This is a genomic window from Frankia sp. AiPa1 (assembly GCF_023243075.1).
Lineage (GTDB): Bacteria > Actinomycetota > Actinomycetes > Frankiales > Frankiaceae > Frankia.
On record NZ_JALKFZ020000119.1, the window covers coordinates 1 to 18945 of the forward strand.

The window sequence follows — 18945 nt, forward strand, 5'->3', positions numbered from 1 at the left end:
CTTCACCACCCGCTTCCCCATACCTGACAGAATACATGAATCCGGCGTCACCGTGACGGCGGAGTTGATGCGCTAACGATCCGCGACGGACATTCGAAGCCAATGCGAGCGAAAGATCCAAACAGGTCGTTGTGGGCGGGTTTGGCCTGGCTTGTCCCCAGAACTCCTCAGAACAGGGTGGGGATCGAGGGTTCGAGGCCGCGCAGGTCGTCGTAGTCGACGACGGCGCAGCCCAGGCCCCGGTCGGCGGCGAGCAGCCGCGCCTGCGGGGTGATCGACTGGGCGGCGAGAATCCCCCGGACCGGGTGCGGCAGTGCCGGGTCGTCGCGCAGCCGGACGAGGTAGCGGGTGAGCTGCTCGACACCGTCGATCTCGCCCTTGCGTTTGATCTCGACCGCGACCGTGGAGCCGTCGCTGTCCCGGCAGAGCAGGTCGACCGGTCCGATGCCGGTCTCGTACTCCCGGCGCACCAGGGTCAGCCCCGCCGCGATGGCGTCCGGTCGGTCCGCCAGCAGGACCTGCAGGTGCGCCTCGACGCCGTCCTTGCGCAGTCCGGGGTCGATCCCCAGCTCGTGGGTGGAATCGTGCAACACGTCCTCAAGGGTGATGACGAGCTGCTCGGACGCCTTGTTCGTCACCCGCCAGACGCCCTCCTCCTCGGCGATGACGCAGGGCGGGCTCATCCAGTTCAGCGGCTTGTAGGCGCGTCCGTCCGCGTGGATGGAGACCGAACCGTCCGCCTTGACCAGCACCAGCCGCACCGCGCTCGGCAGATGGGCGGTGAGCCGCCCGACATAGTCGACACTGCACCGTGCGATCACAAGCCGCATGCGGTCACGGTATCGCGCCCGCCGCGTCCCCCTTGCCTGGCCCGTCGAATCCGTCATCGGCATCGGCATCGGCACCGGCACCGGCACCGTCGCCGGCCTCGGGCGGGGCCCTCCTCCCGGCGACAAGATCGTCGAGAAGCGTGCGGCGGCCGGCGTAACGCTCGGCGAGGAGTTGGGACTTCTCGGCGCCGAGGCGGGCGAGGCGGACGGGATCGGAGTTGTCCTGCATGTCGGCGTGCTTGACGACGACGGCCACCGGATCGGCGGCGACTCGAGCGAGGTAGTCGCGCATCGACTCGTCCGGGCGGCGCGAAAGCGCGTCCACCGCGTCGACGACGACGCTCGGATACCCCGCCGCGGTCAGATCCGCAGGCGTGACCTCGGTGTCCTCCACGACGTCGTGCAGGATCGCGGCGAACTGCGCGGCCAGCGGATCAACCCCGGCGGGGCCGGCGGTGCGGGACACCGTCTCCATCACCCGTCGGGGATGGCCGATGTACTCCTCCCCGGCCTTGTCGATCTGCCCGGTATGCAGCCGCGCCGCCAACGCGATGGCGTCCTCGAGTGTCGGTGCCTGCGTGGACGCGCGAGCGGCGATAGGCGTGGGGGTCACACCGGCCGCGGCCGTGGCGGCGGCACCATCAGGGGGAATCGAGCCCATGACGTGACCGTACGACTCGCAGAATGTCCAGAATGATGGCGTCCAGCTCGTAGTCACGCGGGGTGTACACCGCGGCCACGCCGAGTCGGACGAGCTGCGACGCGTCGGCGGGCGGGATGATGCCGCCGACGATCACGGGCAGGTCGTCGGCACCGGCGGCGCGCAGCCCTCCGATCACCTCGGCGGCCAGGTCCAGGTGGGCGCCCGAGAGGATCGACAGGCCCACGACGTGGACGTCCTCCTCGATCGCCGCGGCCACGATCTGCGCCGGGGTCAGCCGGATGCCCTGATAAATCACCTCGAAACCGGCGTCACGGGCCCGCACCGCGATCTGCTCCGCGCCGTTGGAGTGCCCGTCCAGGCCAGGCTTGCCGATCAGCAGCCGGATCGGACGGCCGAGCTCGGCATGGGTCCGGGCGACCAGCGCGCGCAGCTCCTCCTCTCGCGACGGCCCGCCGTCAGCGCCGGCGCCGACGTCGGCACCGGCACCGGCACCTGTCCTGGCGCCACGGCCGGCCTTCGCCGCCGTGGCGCCGGCGACACCGGTGGGCGCGCGGTATTCCCCGAACACCTCGCGCAGGGTGTCGGTCCATTCTCCGGTGGTCACCCCGGCACGGACGCAGGCGAGGGTGGCCGGCATCAGGTTCGCCGTGGTCGCCGCGGCGGTGCGCAGCCCGAGCAGGGCCTCGCGCACGGCGGAGGCGTCCCGTCCGGCCCGCCAGGCGGCGATCTCGCGCCGGGCCGCCCGCTCGGCCTCGGGGTCCACCGTCTGGATGGCCGCGTCGAGCTCGGCGAGCAGCGGGTTGGGCTCGGTCTCGGTGAACCGGTTCACACCGACGACGACCTGCTCGCCATCCTCGATCCGGGCCCGGCGCTCCGCCTGCGCGGACACCATCGCCGACTTGAGGTAGCCGCTCTCGACGGCCGCGACCGCACCGCCCATCGCCTGCACCCGGTCGATCTCCGCCTGGGCGTCGGCGACCAGTTCGTCCACCCGAGCCCGCACGACCAGCGAGCCCTCGAAGAGGTCCTCGTGCTCGAGCAGGTCGGTCTCGTAGGCGAGGATCTGCTGGATGCGCAGGGACCACTGCTGGTCCCACGGCCGGGGCAGGCCGAGCGCCTCGTTCCAGGCCGGCAGCTGTAGCGCCCGGCAGCGGGCGTTCTTCGACAACGTCACCCCGAGGGTCTCCAGCACAATCCGGATGATGTTGTTCTCCGGCTGGGCCTCGGTCAGGCCGAGCGAGTTGACCTGCACGCCGAACCGGAACCGGCGGGCGGTCGGGTCGGTCACGCCGTAGCGGGTGCGCAGCAGATCGTCCCAGAGCGCGACGAACGCCCGCATCTTGCACATTTCCTCGATGAATCGCTCGCCGGAGTTGACGAAGAACGACACCCGGCGACAGACCTCGCCCATCTTCTCGGGCGGGACGGCCCCGGCGACGGCCACGGCGTCGAGCACGGCGATCGCCGAGCAGATCGAGAAGGCGAGCTCCTGCACGGGTGTCGCCCCGGCCTCCTGCAGGTGGTAGCTGCAGATGTTGATCGGGTTCCAGCGCGGCAGTTCCGCGAGCGCGTAGGCGATGACGTCGGTGACCAGCCGCAGCGACGGCCCGGGCGGAAAGACGTAGGTCCCGCGGGACAGGTACTCCTTGATGATGTCGTTCTGCGTGGTACCGGCGAGCTGCGCGGGATCGGCACCCTGCTCCTGCGCGACCACCTGGTAGAGCGCCAGCAGCCACATCGCGGTGGCATTGATCGTCATCGAGGTGTTCATCCGCGCCAGCGGGATCTCGTCGAACAGCCGGCGCATGTCGCCGAGATGCGCGACGGGGACGCCGACCCGGCCGACCTCGCCGCGGGCCAGCGCGTGGTCGGGGTCATAGCCCGTCTGGGTCGGCAGGTCGAAGGCCACCGACAGACCGGTCTGCCCCTTGCCCAGGTTGCGCCGGTACAGCGCGTTGCTCTGCGCCGCGCTCGAGTGTCCCGCATAGGTCCGGAAGATCCACGGCCGGTCCCGAACCGCGGCCGCCTGATCGGCTGCCGAATCGGCTGCCCGCGCTCCGTCGACCGGCGCCGCGGGACTGGATGCCACCGGACGCCCGGGCGATGCCGGACGGCCGGCGGGCGGGTCCGACGGGGCCGAGCGGGTGGACAGATCCGTCATCGACGCCGCCTCTCCCCGGGCGCGCCACGGCGGCCTGGGACATGGAACCTGCCCGGGCCGGACCGGTCACGGGCAACGCTAGGAGAGTACGGCCGCAGCCCTTCCGCCGCTCGCGATGTGCAGGCCTCCCCTTGCTCCCTGGCCCGCTCGGCGCCGGCCGGCGCCGGGAGTTCGCCCCGGCCACGCCAGTGCCCGGCCCGGGGCCGGGCGCCCGTGCGTCAGTGCGTGCAGGGCTGCGGCTGGCCCTTCCAGACGTCCAGCAGCGCCTTGGGGATGCTGTTGCAGGCGCCCGCGTCGTGGCTCACGATCGTCCATGGCCCGGACCCCATCCGCCGCCACACGTACGGGTTGGCGGGTGGCTTGACATCACCGGCGATGGTGATCCGCCCGATCGCCCAGTACTGGTCCTGCGCCGCGTCGACTCCCTCGATCCCGCCGAAGAACATGCCCTCGACCACGGTCACCTGCTGGGGGGTGACGGTGCTCGCCCGGTCGGCGGCCTTGATCTGCGCCGCGACCGTGTACTGCAGGGCCATGCGCAGCGCGACCGGGTCCGGCTCGTCGTTGAGCACCATCTGGTGCGCCGCACCAGGGCTGCGGGAGTTCACCCAGAACGGCGCCCGCTGCGCCGGGCTCAGTTCCGGGGCGGGTGCGGCGGTCACGGCGTCGCCGGGCGCCGAGCCACGATCCGCGGTGACATACCCGATCCCCACGCCGAGCAGGATCGCCACGACGAAGGCCGCGATCACCACGACCGGCCGCAGCTCTCGGGTACCGAGCAGCCCCGCGGGCCGCGCACCGCGTTCGCCGGCGACATCCACCTGCGCGGGCACCTCCACGTCCTGCATGCCTCCGTCCGGCCTCCGCCGTGCTGTGTTCCCCGTCCGCCACCAGTTGGCAGTACCCGATCAGCACGTACCTGGCAAGCATGCCCCATCAGACGGACAGTCGACCGGCAGGCGCACCGCAGATGACGGAGCGCTTCCGCCCGAGTTCATGTGGCCAGCGACCGCTTCCCCTTCGTGCCTGCCATCATCCTGCGCATCCCCGGCGGAGCGCACCGAACCCACACCGCCGTCCCCAGCTGCGCCGGCACCGGCCGGCAGGACGCCCGCTAGGCATGCCCCACATGCACCATCTCCTCGGGTTCCTCGAACCGAAGGACGCGGCCGAGCCGGTCGGCGACGACCATCCGCACGAGTGCTCCGGGTACGTCGACCAGCACCATCGACCGCCCAGCCGCCCGCGCCCGGCGGGCCCCACCGAGCAGAACACCGAGCGCGGATCGATCCTCGAGCTCGAGCCCCGCCACATCGACCCGCAACGGCCCGGTACCGCCGTCGATCACGGCGTGCAGCAGGCACCGCAACGTGCCGGCGCTGCGCACATCCACCCGCCCGACCAGCCGGACCGCCTGCCCCCGTCGGCTCCCCGCCGACACCGCGCAGGACGTCTCCACCACATCGACTCCACTCACACCGGCCGCACGCGGTCCATCCCCGCCCGCTCCCGCTCCCGCTCCACGCGGTGCTCTCCGATGCGGTCCCGCCCCACGCGCCGTCCCATGGGGTGCGGGTCGCCGTATCGGCCTGTCGCCGCTGTCGCTCACGATCCTGTCGCTCAACGTGGTCTCCCGTCCCCGGCCGCCCCGCGAGGACGCCGGTGCTGTCGGCCAGCCCGTCCGCGGGTGGGACCGCGACTGGCACGCACGTGGCGGTCCGCCCGGGACGGACCGTGAGGCACCCGTCACCTCAGCCGGGCTGTCGTCGGTCGGCCACGAAGGGTCGCCGGTCAGGTACCTCGATGATTCCAGCCGCCACCGCGTGGCGATTCCTCAGTCGGATTCCGCGGGCCGGATTCCGCCGGATCTCAGGGCAAAGGACCTGCACCGATCCGTCCGGGGACCCGGCCGAATTCCCGGGCGTCTGGGACGATGACCCAGGAGGCCGATCCGACGGGGCGCCAGCCGGTGGGCCAAGCCCGCAGGGCAAGAACGGGAGGGCCTGCCGAGGCCGGGCTCGGGGTCCGGAGACGATCGGTCGAGGCCTCCCGGTCAACCCCTCAGGCCGGCGGGAGCATCTGGCTGTCGGGAGCCGGGCTGCCGGGGCCGGGGTGTCGGGGCTCGAGGGGTCGGGAGTCGAGGTGTCGGGAGTCGAGGGGTCGGGAGGTGTCAGGCGACCGTGAGCACGGCGGAGTACCTCATCGAGCCGACGGCGTTGGTGATGGCGCTGGCGCTGCTGCTGATCGCGGCGCGGTGGGCGAGCACACCGCTGCGAACCCTGCCACGTGGTGTCGTGTTCGGCCACGACTTCGGCCTGCTGGTTCCGGTCGCCGTCGTCGACACGCCCACCGAGGTGAGCCTCGCCCAGGCTGCGCTGTGCACCCAGGGCATCCGCTCCACCTGGGCAATGGTGATGACCCCGCTGCACATCGACGCCGCCGGCAACATCCTGTCCCGTCCCCGCCGCCGTCGTCACGTGCTCGTCTTCGGCTCGGATGCCGCCCGGGCCGCCCGCGCGCTGGACATCCCCCGCGGCGGCGGCCCGCTGCCCCAGGCCTGACCGACCCGAACGAGCGCTCAGGCGACCGCGCGGTCCTGGACGCGGCTGATGTCGGCGCCGAGCGCACGAAGATCCTCGACGAAGTGCGCATAGCCACGGTCGATGTGGTGGACCTCGGTCACCTCGGTGACTCCCTCGGCCACCAGCCCGGCGAGCACCAAGCCGGCCCCGGCCCGTACATCGGAGGCTGTCACCCGCCCGCCGGTCAGCTTCGCAGGCGGGCGCACGACGACATGGTGCCCGTCCGTGCGCAGGTCCGCGCCCAGCTTGTGCAGCTCCCGGCAGAACACGAACCGACTGTCGAACACGTTCTCGGTGATCAGTGACGTCCCGGAGCTGATCGCCTCCAGCGCGATCACCTGCGGCAGCAGGTCGGTCGGGAAGCCCGGGTAGGGCAGTGTCACCACGTCGATCGAGCGCGGTCGCTCCCGTCCCACGACGCGGAACCCGTCGTCGCGCACGTCCACCTGCGCTCCGGCCTCGACCAGCTTCTCCAGCACGATCGTGAGATTCCCGGCCCGGCCACCCCGGATCATCACGTCCCCGCAGGTCATCAACGCGCCGACCGCGTACGTGCCGGCAACGATCCGGTCCGGCACCGTCTCATGCTCGACCGCGGACAGCTCGTCCACGCCGTCGATCACCAGGGTGGACGATCCCGCCCCGCCGATGCGAGCGCCCATCGCGGCGAGCATCGCGCACAGGTCGGCGATCTCCGGCTCCCGCGCGGCGTTGTCGATGACGGTCGTCCCCTTCGCGAGGACCGCCGCCATCAGCAGATTCTCGGTGGCACCGACGCTGGGGAAATCCAGCCAGATCGACGTGCCCTGCAACCTCCCATCACTGCGCGCGACCAGGATCCCGTCCTCGACGTCGACGACCGCGCCGAGCTGTGTCAACCCGTGGATGTGGATGTCCAGCGCCCGCGAGCCGATCGCGTCCCCTCCCGGCAACGCCACCCGCGCCTCACCGCGCCGGGCCACCAGGGGCCCGAGTACTGCCACTGACGCCCGGATCCGCCGCACCAGATCGCCGTCGGCCGCACCGCCTGCGTCCTGCGGTATGTCGATGCACAACCGGTCACCGGCCGCGCCCGGTGCCGCCACCCCGCCCGGCCTCGGGTCCCCCTGCGACGGGGCTGCTCCCTGCGAACGTGGCGCCCGCTGCACCGTGGCGCCCAGGCCGGTGAGCACGTCCGCCATCACCGTCACGTCAAGGATGTCGGGAACCGCGGTCAGGGTCGTACGGCCGGCCGCCAGCAGGCTCGCGGCCATCAGTTTCAACACCGAGTTCTTGGCACCCGGCACGGCGACCTCGCCGACCAGCCGGGTGCCGCCTGTCACGACGAAGCGCTCCACGGATCTCGATGCTAGGTCCTAACCCGAAGATCTTCACCGGCCCCCACCCGTTTGACCCCCACCACACCCCGTAATCGCCTCATCCCGATGCGCCCAGGTTGAGCACGGACACCCCGTCATGCGCCCGCACCGCCGCCTCGCTCCGGCCGTCCAGCGCATCCGCCACCCGCACCGCGAACGCCGGAACGAACCTCTTCTCCACCTCATCCGGTGAAAGCCAGCAGATCTCCGCCGACTCCTCGGTACTCGACGCGATCGCGTCGTCCACAAGCCGGCAGAGGAAGACCATCGCCACCACCGAACGCGGAAGGTTCACGACGCTGCTGGTCTTCTGGGGATTTCACGTGCTGCTCACCGGATCGTCCGGCGGCGAGCCGCGCAGGCGTCACCTCGCACCGGCAGCCATGGGGGTCATACTCTTGGTGGCGGGTTTCGTCATGACCGTGTGGGGGCCGGCGGATGCGGGTGGTGCAGTCCCTCAGCAGGTCAGACAAGACACACAATGAGGATGCGGTCGGCGCCCGGCCGGACGCTCTCTGGGTGATCGATGGCGCCAGCCCGCTGGGCGACGAGACGGCGGTGGACGGCCGTTCCCCCGCAGCCTGGTTGGCCGCCACGGCCAGCGAGTATCTGGCCCGAATGCCCTGGGTGGAGGCCGGACGGCCGCTGCGGACCGTCGTGCGCGAGCTCATCCAGCATCTGCGCCAGGCCGGTCGGCGCGCCGGGCTGGACTCCACTGCTGCCTTCCCCACCGCCGCTTTGAGCCTTGTCCGCCTGGCACACGGCCATCTCGAGCTCTGCCTTCTCGGGGACAGCCCTGTCCTGGTGCGGGCCCCAGGCAGAACGGCGACAAAGTTCGTCGATCCGCAGTTCGACGGAGTGGAAGAGCATCTGCTCGAGGCGGTTCGCGCGGAGCTCGACCAGGGCGTCGATCCGCAGGTCGTCCACGCGCGGGCGCGAGCCGGCAATCAGGAGCGCCGGGCCTGCCGAAACACCCCGGCGGGGCTCTGGGTGCTCGCGGACATCCCCGCGGCCGCCGAGCATGCGTTCGTCACGTCGGTGCCGGCCGCGTCGGAGACAGAGGTGGTGGTGATGTCCGACGGATACGCCCGGGCACTGCATCCCTTCGGCCTGGTGACCGATGCCGGCATGCTGCTCGACGAGATCGCCGCTGGGCGGGGAGAGGCTCTGCTCGACCGGCTGCGGGCGGCGGAGGAGGCCGATTCGGCGCGGGTGGGGTTCCCCCGTTTCAGTGTCAGCGACGACGCCACGATGCTGTACGCCCGGCTGCAGACCGATGCGGGACGAGCGTCGGATGGGCCGGATTCCTAGACTGGGCGCATGGCGGTGCACCTCACCCGGATCTACACCCGTACTGGCGACGATGGGACGACCGCGCTCGGTGACATGTCCCGAGTGGCGAAGACTGATCCGCGGCTGGCTGCCTATGCCGACGTCGACGAGACGAACGCGGCGATCGGCGTCGCGCTTGCCCTCGGTGGGCTGGCCGAGGAGATCCGCGCCGTCCTCGGCCAGGTGCAGAACGACCTGTTCGACGTCGGTGCCGACCTGTGCACACCAGTTATCCCGGACCCGCAGTACCCGCCCCTGCGGATCACCGAGGGCTACGTCGAACGGCTGGAGGAGGCCTGCGACCGGTTCAACGCCGACCTCCCGAAGCTCGCCTCGTTCATCCTGCCGGGTGGCACGCCGGGGGCGGCGCTGCTGCACACGGCCCGCACAGTCGCCCGACGGGCTGAGCGGTCGGTCTGGGCCCTGGTCGACGCCGACCCGGAGCACACCGGCCCGCTGCCGGCCCGCTACCTCAATCGGCTCTCGGACCTGCTGTTCATCCTTGCCCGGGTGGCCAACCCGAACGGCGACGTCCTCTGGCAGCCCGCCGCGCACGCCTGAGCCCACATCCGAGGCTCATTGGAGGCGCCGACCTGAGGCGCCGACCTGAGGCGCCGATCTCAGGCGCCGACCTGAGGCGCCGATCTCAGGCGCCGATCTCAGGGCGCGGCAGCGCCACGAGGCCGCGCCACCGCCGGCATGAGGCCCATGAGGCTCACACCTGAGGCGGGAGCCACGAGGCCGCGCCGCGGGCAGGCATGCGTTCCCGAAGCCGTGACCGCGTGGGAGCTGTCGGCTGCCTACCGGAGGGTCGACAGTCCAGTCAACCCGATTGTAAACTGACGATCGTGAGCACCACGGTGCGCGTGAGCGATCGGACACGGCAGCGGGTCGCGGCCATGGCCGCGACCACCGGCCAGCAGATGCAGACGATCCTCGACGAGGCCGTCGCGGCGTACGAGCGCGAGCTGTTCTGGCGCGGCTTCGAGGCGGGCTGCAAACGGCTCGCCGATGATGCCGACGCCTGGAGCGATCTCGAGGCCGAACGAGCCGGTGAGTCCCCTACCCTGCGCGACGGCCTGGAGTGATCTCGCCTCGCCGTGGCGAGGTGTGGATGGTCGACTTCGGCGAGCCCGTCGGCCATGAGCAGGGGCTACGCCGCCCGGCGGTGGTCGTGTCGGCGGACCGGCTCAACCGCAGCCGCGCCGGCCTTTCCATCGTCGTGCCACTCACCCGGACCCACCGAGGGCTGCCGTCCCATGTCGAGCTCGAGCCCGGCGGCACCGGGCTGCGGGAGACGAGCTACGCAAAGGTCGAGGACGTGAAGTCCGTGTCCCAGCGCCGCCTCACCCGTCGCCTCGGAGTCGTCGACCCCGACCACCTGCTCCGCATGGTCGAGGCCCTACGCTTCCTCCTGGACATTTGAATCCACACCCCCGCCCCTCACCACCACACACCCCCACCGGCCCACCGGCCCACCGGCCCACCGGCCCACCGGCCCACCGGCCCAGGCGTGATCCGAATCCTGCCGAAGGACACAACCGTGGGTCACTGAAGCGGCCGCGCTTTCGCCGAGGCTGTCACCTGTGGTCACCGTGGCCTAGCCGCGCCGGAGGCTGGTCAGGTCCCGTTCCGGAACCGGCCCGACGATCGAGGCGCAGCGCAGAGTCGAATCGTGGACCGGGCCGCAGCCAGGACGCCTATGGGCGCGTTCCCGGTCTACCGGGGAACGCGCCCACGAAATGCCTGGCCCGGCGGTGGTTCAGACCATCCACCGCCGGAACCTCGCGACCGGACTTGCCGCGGTCAGCCGCTCAGTGTGGCGGTCTCGGCCAGGATGCTGACGCCCTGTCGCGTGACGGAGATGAAGCCGCCGTCGACCTCGGCGGTGATCTCCTGGCTGCCGGTCTTCACCCGGACCGTCCCGCCGGGGGCCAGAACCCCGAGCAGCGGCACGTGGCCGGGCAGGACGCCGAGGTCGCCGTCGGTGGTCCGGGCGACGACCATGTCAGCGTCGCCGGACCAGACCTCCTTCTCGGGCGAGACGATCGCCACCCGGATCGGCATCAGAGGTTCTCCGCGTTCTTCTCGGCTTCCTCGATCCCGCCGCACATGAAGAACGCCTGCTCGGGCAGGTGGTCGAAGTCGCCCTGGGTGAGCCGCTTGAACGAGTCGATTGTCTCGTCGAGCGGGACGAACTTGCCGGGGATGTTGGTGAACTGCTCCGCGACGAAGAACGGCTGGGACAGGAACCGCTGGATCCGACGGGCCCGGTTGACGAGGATCTTGTCCTCTTCGGAGAGTTCGTCGATACCGAGGATGGCGATGATGTCCTGCAGGTCCTTGTAGCGCTGCAGGATCCGCTGCACCTCACGCGCCGTGTCGTAGTGGTCCTGCGCGATGTAGCGGGGGTCCAGGATCCGGGAGTTCGAGTCCAGCGGGCTGACCGCGGGGTAGATGCCGAGGTCGGAGATGGACCGGTCGAGCACCGTCTGCGCGTCGAGGTGGGCGAACGTGGTCGCCGGCGCCGGGTCGGTGATGTCGTCGGCGGGGACGTAGATCGCCTGCAGGGAGGTGATCGAGTGGCCGCGGGTCGAGGTGATCCGCTCCTGCAGCACGCCCATCTCGTCGGCGAGGGTGGGCTGGTAACCCACGGCCGAGGGCATCCGGCCGAGCAGGGTCGACACCTCGGAGCCAGCCTGGGTGAACCGGAAGATGTTGTCGATGAACAGCAGCACGTCCTGCTTCTGGACGTCCCGGAAGTACTCGGCCATGGTCAGCGCGCCGAGCGCGACCCGCAGCCGGGTGCCGGGCGGCTCGTCCATCTGGCCGAACACGAGCGCGGTGTCCTCGATGACGCCGGCCTCGGTCATCTCCAGGAACAGGTCGTTGCCCTCGCGGGTGCGCTCGCCGACACCGGCGAACACCGAGACGCCACCGAACTCCTTGGCGACCCGGCGGATCATCTCCTGGATGATGACGGTCTTGCCGACGCCCGCGCCGCCGAACAGGCCGATCTTCCCACCGCGCACGTACGGGGCGAGCAGGTCGATGACCTTGATGCCGGTCGTGAACATCTCGGTCTTGGACTCGAGCTGATCGAACGGTGGAGCCGAGCGGTGGATGGCCCAGCGCTCGGTCGCGTCGACCTTGTCGACGTCGAGCGGGATGCCGAGCACGTTGAACACGTGCCCCTTGGTGGCGTCGCCGACCGGGACGGAGATCGGGGCACCCGTGTCACGCACGGGTGCGCCCCGCACCAGACCGTCGGTCTGCTGCATCGAGATGGCCCGCACGGTGTTGTCACCAATGTGCTGGGCGACCTCGAGGGTCAGCGTCAGGGTCTGGCCGCCGATCGTCCGGTCGACCTCAAGTGCCTGGTAGATCTCGGGGAGCTCATCCGGAGCGAACTCCACGTCGACGACCGGTCCAATGACTCGGGCGACCCGGCCGACTCCCGGGGCCCGGCCGTCCGCCGTGGCCGGCGAGCTGGTGGTGACGGTCATGGCGTCCTCAGTTTCCCATCGTTGCCCGTCGCCGCAGCCTCGGGCTAGCAGTTCTCTGGCACCTCGGGCACCGCGCCGGTGTGGCGGACTCGTCCCCGCCGGTCGCACCGGCACCGCGCCGTTCTACAACGATCTGCCGTACTACAACGATCTAGTGGTCCCAGCGTGCCGGCGGTGCCGGCCGCGGTCGACCCTTTCGTACCGGCGCTGCCGACACCTGGCAGCTGCCCTGCGCCGTCATTGCCGGTACCCGGCAACCGCTTCGTGCCGCTGCCGGTACCGGCTGACGTCCGGGCACTGGCCGCACCGCCGCACCGCGCTGGTCAGGAGGCCGAAGCCAGGGCGTTCGCCCCGCCGACGATCTCGGAGATCTCCTGGGTGATGGCGTCCTGCCGGGCGCGGTTCGCCAGGCGGGTGTAGGTCCGGGCGAGGTCCTCGGCGTTGTCCGTCGCCGACTTCATCGCCCGTTGCCGCGCGGCCGACTCCGACGCCGCCGATTCCAGCAGCGCCGCGTAGAGGCGGCTTTCGACGTACCGGGGCAGGAGCGCGTCGAGCACCGCCTCGGCGGACGGCTCGAACTCGTACTGGGGCAGCAGCCCGCCGGAGCTGGACGGCCCGGTGGAGGACGACTTGCCCGCCGACGCGTCGAGCACCATCGGCAGCAGCCGGTTCGCGACCGCCGTCTGGGTCAGCGCCGAAACGTACTCGGTGTGGACCAGGTGGATCTCGTCCACCCCGCCGTCCTCCCCGCCCGCGACGAACGAGGAGATCAGCGCGTCGGCGACCGACTTGGCGTCGGCGTACGAGGGCTGCTCGGAGAAGCCGGTGTACTCGCCGTTGATCGTCCGGCCGCGGAAGCGGTAGTAGCCCACTCCCTTGCGCCCCACGACGTGCAGCTCGATGTCCTTGCCCTGCGCACGCAGGGTCTCGGTGAGCTCACCCGCCCGCTTGAGCGCGTTCGAGCTGTAGCCGCCGGCCAGGCCGCGATCGCTGGTGATCACGACGATCGCGACCCGGGTGGCCTGCGGACGGCCGGTGGTCAGCGGGTGGGGGGTGTTCGACTGCGACGCCACCGCCTCGATCACCCGGGTGATCTCCTCGGCGTACGGGCGGGCCGCCGCGACCCGGGCCCGCGCCTTGGCGATCCGGGAGGCGGCGATCAGCTCCATCGCCTTGGTGATCTTCTTCGTCGACTGCACCGAGCGGATGCGCCGCCGGTACTCCCGAAGCTGCCCCGCCACGGGTCAGCCCTCGTTCCCGGCCAGCGGCCGTCCATCCGCCAGCGTGAACTGGTTCTTGAACGCGGCGATGGCCGACTCGAGCTCGGAGAGCGTGTCGTCACCGAGCTTGCCGGTGGCGATGATCGCGTCGAAGACGTGCCCGTGGGTGCGGCTGACGTAGTCGAGGAACTCCCGCTCGAACCGGCGGATCTCGCCCACCGGCACGTCGTCGAGCTTGCCGGTGGTGCCGGCCCACAACGACACGACCTGCCGCTCGGTGGAGTACGGCTGGTTCTGCGGCTGCTTGAGCAGCTCGACGAGGCGCGCGCCCCGGGCGAGCTGGTCACGCGAGGCCTTGTCCAGGTCGGAGCCGAAGGCCGAGAACGCCTCGAGCTCACGGTACTGAGCGAGGTCCAGGCGCAGGCGGCCGGCGACGGACTTCATCGCCTTGGTCTGCGCGGACCCGCCGACCCGCGACACCGAGGTACCGACGTTGATCGCCGGGCGGACGCCCTGGTTGAACAGGTCCGACTCGAGGAAGATCTGGCCGTCGGTGATCGAGATGACGTTCGTCGGGATGTAGGCCGAGATGTCGTTGGCCTTCGTCTCGATGATCGGCAGCCCGGTCAGCGATCCGCCGCCCAGCTCGTCGGACAGCTTCGCGCAGCGCTCCAGCAGACGGGAGTGCAGGTAGAACACGTCACCGGGGTAGGCCTCACGGCCCGGCGGGCGACGCAGCAGCAGCGAGATCGCGCGGTAGGCCTCGGCCTGCTTGGAGAGGTCATCGAAGACGATCAGCGAGTGCTGGCCGTTGTACATCCAGTGCTGGGCGATCGCCGAGCCCGCGTACGGGGCGATGTACTTGAATCCGGCCGGCTCGTCCGCGGGGGCGGCGACGACCGCGGTGTAGGCCAGCGCGCCGGACTCCTCGAGGGTGTTCACCACCTCACGGATGGTCGACTTCTTCTGGCCGATGGCGACATAGACGCACTTGACCTGGCGCTTCGGGTCGCCCGACGCCCAGTTGTCCCGCTGGTTGATGATCGCGTCGATGGCGACCGTGGTCTTGCCGGTCTGCCGGTCACCGATGATCAGCTGGCGCTGGCCACGGCCGATGGCGGTCATGGCGTCGATCGCCTTGATGCCCGTCTGCAGCGGCTCCTTGACCGGCTGGCGCTGGACGACGGAGGGAGCCTGCAGCTCCAGAGCCCGGGTGCCCTCGGTCTGGATCTCGCCCAGGCCGTCGATCGGGCGGCCCAGCGGGTCGACGACCCGGCCGAGGAAGCCGTCGCCGACCGGGACCGCGAGGATCTCGCCGGTGCGGCGGACCTCCTGGCCCTCCTGGATGTGCTCGGAGTCGCCGAGGATGACGCTACCGATCTCGCCGACCTCGAGGTTCAGCGCCAGACCGAGCACGCCGCCCTGGAACTCCAGCAGCTCGTTGGTCATCGTGTGCGGGAGACCCTCGACCCGGGCGATCCCGTCTCCGGTGACGACGACCCGGCCGACCTCCTCCCGGCCGGCGGAGGTGGCCTGGAAGGAGTCGACGTACTCCCGCAGTGCGTCGCGGATCTCCTCCGGCCGGATGGAGAGTTCAGTCATCGCGTGTGTCCTTCGTCGTTCATCGCGGGCAGGTCATTCGTCGCGGGCGCTGTCTCCGCCAGCGTTGCCATGATCGACATGGCCATGATCGCCACCCCGGGCTACCGGAGCATCGCCCGGCGCGCGGCGACCAGACGGCGCAACACGCTGCCGTCGACCACCTCGTCACCGACCTGTACCACGACCCCGCCCAAAAGGGCCGGATCGAGGTCGACCTGAAGCTGGATCTGTCGGCCGAAGTACCGGCTGACGGCGGCGCCCAGACGAGCGACCGCCTCGTCGGACAGCGGCACCGCCGAGCGCACGATCGCCACAACCCGACCCCGGCGGGCCGCGGCGATCCGGCTGTAGTCGGACAGGCGCCGCTCCACGTCGCCGTGGATTCGGTCGGCCGCGGCCTGCTCGGCCAGTTTCAGGGTCACCGGATGGGCCCGACCGGTGAGCAACCGGGCCAGCAGCCCGTTCTTCACCGACGTGGGCGCAGCCGGATCGGTGAGGGCGAGCGCGAGCCGCGGGTTCTGGTCAAGAATCCGGCCGAAGCGGAACAGCTCGTCCTCGACCTCCTCGAGCGCACCGTCCCGCTCCGCCTCGACCAGCAGCGCCTCGACGCTCAGCTCGATCAGCGCGAACCGCAGGTCGCTCTGGCGCGACCAGCGGCCGCCGACCGCGGCCTGCACGATCGTCAGGCTCGCGGGGGCAAGCTGCGCGCCGAACAGCCGGGCCGCGAGGTCGGTACGGGCCGCGACCGGCGCGCCCGGGTCGGTGAAGGCCCGGCGCACGGTCGGCTCCCGCCCGAGCAGCGCGGCGACGGCCCGCAGGTCGTCGGCCACCCGACCGGCATCGGCGGCGCTCGCCGCGGCGACCCCGGTCGGGGTCGCCATCACCTGGTCAAGGGTGGCGCGGGCAGAGGCGAGCCCATGTCTGCTGGCTCCCTCCACCCCTCAGCCCCCCGGCCCGACCGGCGCGGCGCCGCTGGGCACGGCCGAGTTGTCCAGCGCGGCGATGAAGTCGTCGATGAGGCGGGTCTGGGTGGTGGTGCTCTCTACCTGGTAGCCCACGATCTTCGACGCCAGCTCCACCGCGAGGTCCCCGACCTCCCGACGGACCTGGGCCACGATCTGCGACCGGTCGGCCGCGAGCTGGGCGTCGGCCCGGACCCGCAGTTCCGCGATCTCCCGCTGAGCCTCGTCCCGGAGTCCCGCGGTGATCTGCAGCCCCTCGCTACGCGCCTCGTCCCGGATGCGCGCGGCCTCCGCCCGCGCCTCGGCAAGCTGGGCGCGGTACTCCTCGAGCAGCGTCTGGGCCTCGCGCTGCGCCGCCTCGGCGCGGGCCAGCCCGCCCTCGATGCGGTCAGTACGGTCCTGATAGACCTCCGAGATCTGCGGGCGGATCTTCCAGAAGAAGAAGGCCACCAGCAGGCCGAAAGCCAACGTGCCGATGATCAGCTCGCTCAGCGGCGGAATCAGGACGTTCTCGTCGTGGCCGCTTTCGCTGGCGGCCTGAAGAATGACAGCAGCAGTCGCACTCATCGTCGCTCCGCCGGTCTACGGGAAGACGAAGGGAACGACGAAGCCGATGAGCGCGAGCGCCTCGGCGAGCGCGAATCCGATCAGCATGTACCGGAAGGCAACCTGCTCCGCCTCGGGCTGGCGAGCGATCGCCTGGACGCCGAGGCCGAAGATGAGGCCAATACCGATACCCGGGCCGATGGCCGCGAGGCCATAGGCCACGGCGCCGAGGCTGCCGGTGACGGCGTCCTTCGAGGCCAGGATGGTGGGTGCGAGCGAAAGGTCGGGCACGGTGCAATCCTGTTCAGTCGGGCACCGGGCTCGCCGGTGCAGTAGTGAAGGAGGGAAACTAGGCGTGGGCCGCCGCGGGCACACCCACGGGGGCATGCTCGGCGAGATCCCCGGACGGAGCGACCTCGTGCTCTCCGTGCGCCATCGCGCCACCGATGTAGGCGGCGGTGAGGATGGTGATGATGTAAGCCTGGAGAGCGTCGATGACAAGCTCGAACGCCGTGAGGATAATCGCCACGAGCAGCGACGCGACACCGAAGACGAAAGGCGGCTTGGGCAGCAGGTAGTCCGCTCCCAGCGAGAAGACAAGCAGCAGGAGGTGACCCGCGAACATGTTCGCGAACAACCGGATGGCCAGCGTGAACGGCCGCACGACCAGCGTCGAGAGAACCTCGATCGGGGCCAGCAGCACCCGGATGCCCAGCGGCGCGGTGGGCGCCGGGTCGATCATCTCCTTGAAGTACGCTCCCGCGCCGTTCGCCTTGATCCCGGCGTAGTTGAACATCACGTAGGTGATGACGGCGAGGACCATTGGCACCGCGACGCGCGACGTCGCGGGGAACTGCGCCGCCGGGATAACCGCGAGTGAGTTCGCGACCAGGACGAAGCTGAACAGGACCAGCAGGTAGGGCGTGTACCGGGCACCCTTCTCCCCGATGACGCCCCGCGCGATCTGCGTGTCGACGAAATCGTAGGCGGACTCGCACAGGTTCTGGATGCCGCGGGGTATGATCCTAGCTTGACGGAAACCCAGCCAGAAGATCACGCCGACGAAGAGGGCCGCAAAGATCGTGAGTCCGGTGGCCTTGTTGAGGTAGAGGTTGACCGAACCGATGTGGATGTCAAACCAGTGCGGGGTCTGGAAGACCTCCTTCGTGGGCCCCTTGAAGCCCTCATCAGCGAGGACCGGCACGACTGACACCTCCATGATCGATTAGGTAAGGCACGCACGGCCCAGTGAGCTTGCCGTGCCGGCGGCAGATTGCCCCCACCCTACCGGGTTCGCACGACACGCCCGCACCGAAGAACGACTTGTAGTCAACCGGCGTTAGCGCATCGAGGGACGCCCCGGCGCACCCGAACCCTGACGGGTGTCGACCGCCCGACGTCCTGTTGACCGCGATACTATCCACACCCACACGCTGCAGGCACGAACTCGCTTCGAGGTTCATCCTGCCTCACGCGCACGTTGTCCTCGGGTTTCGCTCCGTTGATGACGATTCCACATTGCGTGACCACCTTATGACGTCCCGTTCGGCCTGTCGTCCGATCGCAGGCCGCCGATCGGACCGGTGGCGGGACAGCCGCGGGACGCTGCCGTCTCACCCTCCCTCCGGCTCCCGCCGGCTTGCACCTACTCTCGCCGACCACATCCCCGTCGTCGATGACCACCGAGGTCATGACGAGCGGGCGCAGCGGTTGCCGCAGGTCGTTCGCCGCGATATTCCCGGTGGCCGGTGGGATCGCGGCCAATCGGGCCGGCGGCGCCCGTCGATCAGACCGGCAACACCATCGAACAGCCAGCAATGCCCGGCAACCAGGTCCCTCGGGAGGGAAGGATCCGGTCCATTCGGAACGGCGCCGCCGGGACCATCGGAACGGAACGACGGGACGACTGCCCATCTGCCAACAAATGGGGCATTGCTCCCCTGATCGACCGGGCTAACGGCGGGTCAGACGATAGATCACGAGGTACATCGCCGCGGCGATGCCAACTCCCAGCCCAATCGGCAGGAACAACGCCCGAAACCCGAACAGGCGATCAGCGCCGAATCCCACCAGACCCCAGAACGCCAGTCCCGCGGTCAGGGTTCCGAAGATGTTCCAGGCCTCACCGGGATGCTGTGTCCGCCCCGGCGGCCCGGCCGGGCCCGCGGGCCGCCGCGCCCCC

At 70.5% G+C, this 18945-nt stretch carries 19 protein-coding genes and 1 pseudogene; 5 read left to right on the plus strand and 15 right to left on the minus strand.

Going from position 1 to position 18945, the window contains the following annotated elements:
- Positions 1–167: 167 nt before the first annotated feature.
- From nucS to MXD95_RS09655, 5 genes are all read right to left on the minus strand, one after another.
- Positions 168–830: an endonuclease NucS gene (nucS, locus tag MXD95_RS09635; RefSeq protein WP_250640216.1), complete on the minus strand. Its 663-nt coding sequence runs from the start codon at positions 828–830 to the stop codon at positions 168–170.
- Between the two features lie 4 nt (positions 831–834).
- Positions 835–1491 carry an HD domain-containing protein gene (locus MXD95_RS09640; protein ID WP_250640217.1) on the minus strand — a complete coding sequence of 219 codons (657 nt, stop codon included), beginning with the start codon at positions 1489–1491 and terminating at the stop codon, positions 835–837.
- The gene (locus MXD95_RS09645) at positions 1472–3655 is read right to left on the minus strand and encodes an ethylmalonyl-CoA mutase (protein WP_250640218.1); all 2184 of its coding nucleotides are present in this window, start codon (positions 3653–3655) and stop codon (positions 1472–1474) included. The genes MXD95_RS09640 and MXD95_RS09645 overlap by 20 nt, the downstream gene beginning before the upstream one ends.
- Before the next feature lie 218 nt (positions 3656–3873).
- Complete coding sequence (locus MXD95_RS09650; RefSeq protein WP_250640219.1) at positions 3874–4503, minus strand: hypothetical protein; 630 nt, start codon at positions 4501–4503, stop codon at positions 3874–3876.
- Between the two features lie 266 nt (positions 4504–4769).
- Positions 4770–5132 carry an STAS domain-containing protein gene (locus MXD95_RS09655; RefSeq protein ID WP_250640220.1) on the minus strand — a complete coding sequence of 121 codons (363 nt, stop codon included), beginning with the start codon at positions 5130–5132 and terminating at the stop codon, positions 4770–4772.
- 703 nt (positions 5133–5835) lie between these two features.
- On the opposite strand from MXD95_RS09655, the gene MXD95_RS09660 reads away from it, so the two are divergent.
- On the plus strand, positions 5836–6216 hold the full coding sequence (locus tag MXD95_RS09660; protein ID WP_250640221.1) for a hypothetical protein: 381 nt from the start codon (positions 5836–5838) through the stop codon (positions 6214–6216).
- Positions 6217–6233: 17 nt separating this feature from the next.
- Here the strand turns inward: MXD95_RS09660 and murA are convergent, their stop codons facing one another.
- Positions 6234–7574 (minus strand): UDP-N-acetylglucosamine 1-carboxyvinyltransferase, encoded by a 1341-nt coding sequence (gene murA / locus MXD95_RS09665; RefSeq protein ID WP_250640222.1) that lies wholly within the window; start codon positions 7572–7574, stop codon positions 6234–6236.
- Between the two features lie 79 nt (positions 7575–7653).
- Complete coding sequence (locus MXD95_RS09670) at positions 7654–7890, minus strand: hypothetical protein (RefSeq protein ID WP_250640223.1); 237 nt, start codon at positions 7888–7890, stop codon at positions 7654–7656.
- Positions 7891–8033: 143 nt separating this feature from the next.
- On the opposite strand from MXD95_RS09670, the gene MXD95_RS09675 reads away from it, so the two are divergent.
- The 4 genes from MXD95_RS09675 (at position 8034) to MXD95_RS09690 (ending at position 10353) form a co-directional block, all read left to right on the plus strand.
- Positions 8034–8906 carry a protein phosphatase 2C domain-containing protein gene (locus MXD95_RS09675; protein ID WP_251078090.1) on the plus strand — a complete coding sequence of 291 codons (873 nt, stop codon included), beginning with the start codon at positions 8034–8036 and terminating at the stop codon, positions 8904–8906.
- 9 nt (positions 8907–8915) lie between these two features.
- Positions 8916–9488: a cob(I)yrinic acid a,c-diamide adenosyltransferase gene (locus tag MXD95_RS09680; protein ID WP_250640225.1), complete on the plus strand. Its 573-nt coding sequence runs from the start codon at positions 8916–8918 to the stop codon at positions 9486–9488.
- A 305-nt stretch (positions 9489–9793) separates the two neighbouring features.
- Positions 9794–10015 (plus strand): hypothetical protein, encoded by a 222-nt coding sequence (locus tag MXD95_RS09685; RefSeq protein WP_250640226.1) that lies wholly within the window; start codon positions 9794–9796, stop codon positions 10013–10015.
- A complete protein-coding gene (locus MXD95_RS09690) occupies positions 10012–10353 on the plus strand; it encodes a type II toxin-antitoxin system PemK/MazF family toxin (protein ID WP_308301471.1) in 342 nt (113 codons plus the stop codon). The genes MXD95_RS09685 and MXD95_RS09690 overlap by 4 nt, the downstream gene beginning before the upstream one ends.
- Before the next feature lie 380 nt (positions 10354–10733).
- On the opposite strand, the gene MXD95_RS09695 is transcribed toward MXD95_RS09690, so the two are convergent.
- From MXD95_RS09695 to atpB, 8 genes and pseudogenes are all read right to left on the minus strand, one after another.
- The gene (locus tag MXD95_RS09695) at positions 10734–10994 is read right to left on the minus strand and encodes a F0F1 ATP synthase subunit epsilon (RefSeq protein WP_250640228.1); all 261 of its coding nucleotides are present in this window, start codon (positions 10992–10994) and stop codon (positions 10734–10736) included.
- On the minus strand, positions 10994–12433 hold the full coding sequence (gene atpD / locus MXD95_RS09700; protein ID WP_250640229.1) for a F0F1 ATP synthase subunit beta: 1440 nt from the start codon (positions 12431–12433) through the stop codon (positions 10994–10996). The genes MXD95_RS09695 and atpD overlap by 1 nt, the downstream gene beginning before the upstream one ends.
- Positions 12434–12756: 323 nt before the next feature.
- A complete protein-coding gene (locus MXD95_RS09705) occupies positions 12757–13674 on the minus strand; it encodes a F0F1 ATP synthase subunit gamma (RefSeq protein ID WP_250640230.1) in 918 nt (305 codons plus the stop codon).
- 21 nt (positions 13675–13695) lie between these two features.
- Positions 13696–15255 (minus strand): annotated as a pseudogene (gene atpA, locus MXD95_RS09710) (F0F1 ATP synthase subunit alpha); the annotation flags it as partial.
- Positions 15256–15356: 101 nt separating this feature from the next.
- Complete coding sequence (locus tag MXD95_RS09715) at positions 15357–16193, minus strand: F0F1 ATP synthase subunit delta (RefSeq protein ID WP_250640231.1); 837 nt, start codon at positions 16191–16193, stop codon at positions 15357–15359.
- Positions 16194–16196: 3 nt separating this feature from the next.
- Positions 16197–16784, minus strand: coding sequence for a F0F1 ATP synthase subunit B (locus tag MXD95_RS09720; RefSeq protein ID WP_250640232.1), 588 nt, complete (start codon positions 16782–16784; stop codon positions 16197–16199).
- 15 nt (positions 16785–16799) lie between these two features.
- Entirely contained in the window at positions 16800–17054 is a 255-nt protein-coding gene (locus tag MXD95_RS09725) for an ATP synthase subunit C-like protein (protein ID WP_250640233.1), read from the minus strand.
- A 58-nt stretch (positions 17055–17112) separates the two neighbouring features.
- On the minus strand, positions 17113–17982 hold the full coding sequence (atpB, locus tag MXD95_RS09730; RefSeq protein WP_250640234.1) for a F0F1 ATP synthase subunit A: 870 nt from the start codon (positions 17980–17982) through the stop codon (positions 17113–17115).
- Positions 17983–18945 lie beyond the last annotated feature (963 nt).